This is a genomic window from Paracoccus lichenicola, from assembly GCF_009708075.1.
Lineage (GTDB): Bacteria > Pseudomonadota > Alphaproteobacteria > Rhodobacterales > Rhodobacteraceae > Paracoccus > Paracoccus lichenicola.
In genome coordinates, this window is the sequence record NZ_WMBT01000041.1 from 1 (window position 1) to 4,764 (window position 4,764).

General features: G+C 58.7%; 7 protein-coding genes. 3 read left to right on the forward strand and 4 right to left on the reverse strand.

Features of this window, described 5'->3' with window-relative positions; all coding sequences use genetic code 11:
• Positions 1-141: 141 nt before the first annotated feature.
• Positions 142-414, forward strand: a complete 273-nt coding sequence (locus GIY56_RS18090; protein ID WP_146113103.1) for a hypothetical protein — start codon at positions 142-144, stop codon at positions 412-414.
• A 49-nt stretch (positions 415-463) separates the two neighbouring features.
• Here GIY56_RS18090 and GIY56_RS18095 read toward each other — a convergent pair whose 3' ends face one another.
• A complete protein-coding gene (locus GIY56_RS18095) occupies positions 464-1,129 on the reverse strand; it encodes a L,D-transpeptidase (RefSeq protein WP_080623090.1) in 666 nt (221 codons plus the stop codon).
• A gap of 144 nt (positions 1,130-1,273) precedes the next feature.
• Between GIY56_RS18095 and GIY56_RS18100 the strand changes: the two genes are divergently transcribed.
• Complete coding sequence (locus GIY56_RS18100) at positions 1,274-1,636, forward strand: hypothetical protein (RefSeq protein ID WP_154766229.1); 363 nt, start codon at positions 1,274-1,276, stop codon at positions 1,634-1,636.
• Between the two features lie 256 nt (positions 1,637-1,892).
• Here the strand turns inward: GIY56_RS18100 and GIY56_RS18105 are convergent, their stop codons facing one another.
• The 3 genes from GIY56_RS18105 to GIY56_RS18115 are packed head-to-tail and all read right to left on the reverse strand — an operon-like array spanning position 1,893 to position 4,214.
• Positions 1,893-2,450 (reverse strand): methyltransferase family protein, encoded by a 558-nt coding sequence (locus GIY56_RS18105; RefSeq protein ID WP_080623089.1) that lies wholly within the window; start codon positions 2,448-2,450, stop codon positions 1,893-1,895.
• A 21-nt stretch (positions 2,451-2,471) separates the two neighbouring features.
• Entirely contained in the window at positions 2,472-3,422 is a 951-nt protein-coding gene (locus GIY56_RS18110; protein ID WP_080623088.1) for a cation diffusion facilitator family transporter, read from the reverse strand.
• Positions 3,423-3,455: 33 nt separating this feature from the next.
• Positions 3,456-4,214, reverse strand: coding sequence for a ZIP family metal transporter (locus tag GIY56_RS18115; protein WP_230312636.1), 759 nt, complete (start codon positions 4,212-4,214; stop codon positions 3,456-3,458).
• Positions 4,215-4,333: 119 nt separating this feature from the next.
• On the opposite strand from GIY56_RS18115, the gene GIY56_RS18120 reads away from it, so the two are divergent.
• Entirely contained in the window at positions 4,334-4,729 is a 396-nt protein-coding gene (locus GIY56_RS18120; protein WP_154766230.1) for an archaeosortase/exosortase family protein, read from the forward strand.
• The last annotated feature ends 35 nt before the right edge of the window (positions 4,730-4,764 follow it).

The following is a 4,764-nucleotide window of genomic DNA, read 5'->3' on the forward strand; positions in this document are numbered from 1 at the left end:
ATTGACGGCGCGTGAACACCGCCATGATATGCCGCCCCTCAGGGCATCACCAACTTTCGCTCATTACTCCTGTCGAGCTTGTGCGCCACGCTATTGAGTGCAAGGGAGCTTGATAAGGCAAAACCATACGAGGAGACAAAAATGAAAAACAGATCTCTCATCATCTTGGCAGTTGTCCTGATCAATGCCGGTTGCGGAAACATGGCACCAAGGACAGAAACGACAGAAGCCGGTTCCGAAAGTCTTCCTCCAGACCTGTTCGCGCTAGCTGCGCCGGGGCAGGACGTTGCATCGGCCCGTCTTCTTTCAGAGGATAATTGCTATTGGTACGAGCATCGGGGGCAGGTGGAAACAACACTTCTTCCGCTTACCACGCCTGAGGGCCGTCCAATTTGCATGCAGTCGAAAGCCTGAAGCCGCTCGGGCATATGGTTAGGCCTGCAACTCCAAAAAAGGCATTGGCCTAGCTACGCGTAGTCACACTATCCGCGGCCGAATATAGAAACGCGGTGGAGCCGAGTTCTACCTTCGGAAAGAGATCGTTGATATGCGTCATGACCATTCGCACGCAGCCAGAACTGGCGCTAGTGCCGATGCTTTTGGGAAACGGGGTTCCATGGATGCGCAAGTAAGTATCCTTGTCGCCAACATAGAGATAGAGAGCCCGTGAGCCAAGGGCGTTTTCGGGACCGGGCTCCATTCCACCTTCAAACTGCGCATAGATCTCCGGCTCACGCTCAATCATGTTCTGAGTTGGTGTCCAGTGAGGCCATTCGACCTTTTGCTTGATCGTATAAACCCCTGGCTCGTATAGGTCCCCTCGTCCGATGGCTACGCCATAACGCATTGCGGTTCCGCCAGCCTCGATGTGGTAAAGATACTTCGCCACAGCATCCACATGAATGTCACCCGGCACCAGGCCGTCGTTGGCCCTTACCCTTTGGGGTAGGAAGCGCGGGTGCAATCCCCACGGGTTCGAGCTGGCGGGATTATAACCGGCAGGGGTGACCTGTGCATCCCAAGCAGCCTTCTGTGCTTCAGTCGGCCATGATGCCGCAAACAGAGGACCAGAAATAGTTGCCGAAAACAGCGCCGTGGTTGTGTGGATGAAGTGTCGTCTGGTCAGCATCTGTTACGCTCCTATTATCCTTCGATACCCTCACGACCATGCCTCCGATGCAACCTGCTCAGCCCGGCATTTCGAGTTGTTGAGATCAAATATGCTTGTGCCATCGCACCCCTGTAACCCTAGGGTCGGTGCCTTCCTTTCCTCTTGACCTATGGTAAGCATCAGCCTTCTCTGGCGCCCGCATATGTTATTCTCACGCAATCCGCCGAACGGGTGCGACAATCTGCCCTCGTCGCCTCTGGCCTGGCCGTCACCATGATCTCGGTGCATCTGCTGCGCTGCTTCAAGCGCAAGGGCTCTCGCTTGCCGACGCGGCAGCAGTCGGGGTGCTGTTCGGTCCCTGCTTTTTGCCTGTGGCAGCGTTTCAGCCGGGCTCATGCTACTGGCACTGGATATGAGCTGCCTGCACTGGCCGTGATCTTCTACGGCGCAGGCAACGGCATCTTTTCGATCGCGCGCGGCGCTTGCTCTTGGCATTGTTTATCCCGGATCGCTATCCAGCCTTGATGGGCTGATTGCCACGCCCGGGGTTTCTGGCGCAGGCCGGCGCGCCAGTCCTTAGTGGCGCGACGATGAGTTTGCTCGGACCGGGCAGGGCCTCGTGATCATCGTGGCACTCGGGCTGATCAACTTCGTCTTGGCGGTCATCCTGTCGAGAGCTTGCCTCTCCCGTTTGGGACACGCGCCTGGCTGAACATGGATCGAAGGTCAGCTTCCAGGAGAACCTGTTTCTAAGGCCTGCCGCAATCGTTCTCGGGACATCTCACAGGAACCGCCGCGCCGCAGCTTTGTAGCGGAGATATGCGGTGCCATACCGCTCTTCGAGCCAACTTTCCTCGGCAAAGGGAAAAGCTGTGAAGACCGCGATGCCCAAGGTGATCACAGGGATGGCGACGATGGATGCGCTGAGCAGGGTCCATCCAATCAGGATCGCGATATCGGCGACATATTGAGGATTCCGGGAGAAACGATATAGGCCGCTCGTCTTGAGCCGACCTTGGGCGCCCATTGTCTGGTTCGCTCCTAAGCCGATCACCGCGACCCAGACGCCTGCGTTTCCGGCAAGGATCAGGATCGGCCCAAGACCGTAGCGAAGCCAGATAGGCAGTTGGACGCTGCCCCAGCTCAACATCCCGAGTGCGATGACCGCCGCAAAAAAGACGAACGTACCGCCCCAGCCCACGGCCAACTTTACTGGCCCGAAGGTCTGAGGTGGCCAGATGCGGCGGTCGGTGTTCGCAATGGACCAAAGGACGACCGCCAGCGCTGACCCGGCAATCGCCATTCCGATGACCATCAGCGTGATGACCAGAGGACCCATCTCAGCCTCCTGATGATGTCCTCATGCCGGGTGGGCACCATCGTGAGCATGCTTGCTCGCTTCTGCCGTCGAGCCATGTCCGTAGAGATCGGCGTCCGCGTGAGCGCGGTCCTCGTGCTCAAATTCCAAGCTGGAATGGCCAATGTCGAAGCGATTCTTCAGCATGGCCTTGATCGCCGCTTTCACGGCTTCCATGTCGCACCATCCCGCCTCAGTCAGGACGACGTGGCAGTCTAGCGCCGTCTCGTGCTCCTGCATCTGCCACAGATGCACGTGATGGACATCCGCCACACCGTCGACCTCCCGCATCGCGTCGATGACGTTCTGGCAGTCGAGGTCTGGCGGGCTGCCCAGCATCATCGTGCGGATCGGACCGCCGATTTCGGTCAGGGCGAGGTAGAGGATATAGAGCGCGATCAGGATTGTGATCGCAGGATCAACCCAACGGATGTCATAAAGGATGATCAGCGCGCCGCCGACAATGACGGCGACCGAGGCGAGAGCGTCACTGAGATTATGCAGGAACAATGCGCGGATGTTTACGCTGCCCTTCTGCATCGAATAGGTCAGCAACGCGGTCAAGGTATCCACGGCCAGCGCCAACCCACCCAGGATCACCACCCACCAACCTTGGACCTCAGGCGGGTCGATCATCCGCATGCCACCTTCGTAGATCAGGTAGAGGCCGACGAGGATGAGAGTTGTGTAGTTGATCAGGGCGGCCACGATCTCGATCCGACCGTAACCAAAAGTCATGCGGGCGTCGGCCGGACGCCGGGCGATCTTGCGCGCGGCGAAGGCGATCGCCAGCGATGCCATATCAGAAAAGTTGTGCAGGGCGTCTGCGATCAGCGCGAGGCTGCCCGCAAGGATGCCTCCGGCTATCTGTGCGACCGTTAGAATGCTGTTCGCCCAGATGGCGAGCGCGACCCGCTTGTCGCCGGAGGCGGGATCGAGATGGTCGTGGGGCATGTTGGTCTCCTTGGAGGACTTGGAACCGGTCGTTCAGGCAAGAGCCTCTTCGAGCAACAGGAGCAGCAGGAAGCCTGCAAAGAACATCGCCGTGACCCAAGGGCGGTCCGGTGTCTCATGCGCCTCGACCAGCAACTCCTCGGTCACGAGGTAAAGCAGCGCAATCAGCCCGAAAGCCAGAAAGCCTGTGACGATCACATCCGGCATTGTCGCAATCGGCGTGGCGAGGACAGCGCCGACGGGAAGCAGGAGCATGAGCGCCCCTGTGACGGCAACGATCCGGAAGCGCCCCCAGTTCGCGTCGGTTAGCTCGGTCACGAGAGCCAGACCCAGGAACACGACCTCGAGCGTCAGTGCGACGGTCAGGAGCAGACCGGCCTGGGCGCCCGCGACGAAGGCGATCCCGAGCACAAGTCCATCCACCAGAACGTCTATGCCGATCATCGTTATCAGTCCGGCTGGACCCTTGATGACGGCTTCAAGCTGCCGGACAAGAAGCATCACGCCAACGCCGATCGACCCGCCTACGAAAGTTGCCGCGGGAGAATTGCCATGCATCACGTCGGGCAAGAGTTCGCCCGCGGCTGCGGCAAAGACAACGCCGGCCGCAAAATGCTGGATCGCACTGACGAGCACAGGTCCGGGACTTAGGTTGACCGCGACAACTGCCGCGATCATGGCCATCCCGACCGGCACGAGTGTGTAGGTCCAAATATAGGACATGTTACGGATTTCCTTCCAATGCGGGCTTTTTGCTACCTCTCCTCTGGCTTGGCCTTGCTGTTCGATCATTGCAAAAATTTGACTGACTTGTCTTCATGGACAACATGAATCCGTTATCCTGACGCGCTAAGGTCGCTTTATAAGAGGGTCGGCCGTTTGTGTCAGCGATTTGCAAGGGTAATTATGTCATGGCCTCCAGTGAAAATATCACAGCCATCCGGGACCGGACATCGTTCAACGGGGCCGGTGTCTTTCTGCTGGCCTTGGCAACCGTCGCCGCAGGCTGGTTCTTCATCGACGGGCTGGATGCCCTGCTGTTGGCATGGCAGACCCCGGAATACAGCCATGGCCCGCTGATCCCGGCCCTGTCGGCGCTGATGTTCCTGCGCGAATTGAAACAATACCCCCCTCAGGACGGCCCGGTGCCGGATCGCTGGCCGGGCGTTGCCGTGATCGCCCTGGCCTTCGGTTTTGGTGCCTTGGGCAAGCTGGCGCAGGTCGATGACATCGTTGCCTATGCCACGATTATCTGGGTGGCAGGGATCATCCTGGTGGGTTCTATTTCGAGATGCGACAAGCCATGATTTGCTGGCTTTTTGCAGTTCGAGGAACCTGGCTT

Coding starts and splice junctions, on each gene's coding strand:
- GIY56_RS18090 (WP_146113103.1), top strand. CDS start 142: ATGAAAAACAGATCTCTCATCATCTTGGCAGTTGTCCTGATCAATGCC.
- GIY56_RS18095 (WP_080623090.1), bottom strand. CDS start 1,129: ATGCTGACCAGACGACACTTCATCCACACAACCACGGCGCTGTTTTCG.
- GIY56_RS18105 (WP_080623089.1), bottom strand. CDS start 2,450: ATGGGTCCTCTGGTCATCACGCTGATGGTCATCGGAATGGCGATTGCC.
- GIY56_RS18110 (WP_080623088.1), bottom strand. CDS start 3,422: ATGCCCCACGACCATCTCGATCCCGCCTCCGGCGACAAGCGGGTCGCG.
- GIY56_RS18115 (WP_230312636.1), bottom strand. CDS start 4,214: ATGATCGAACAGCAAGGCCAAGCCAGAGGAGAGGTAGCAAAAAGCCCG.
- GIY56_RS18120 (WP_154766230.1), top strand. CDS start 4,334: ATGGCCTCCAGTGAAAATATCACAGCCATCCGGGACCGGACATCGTTC.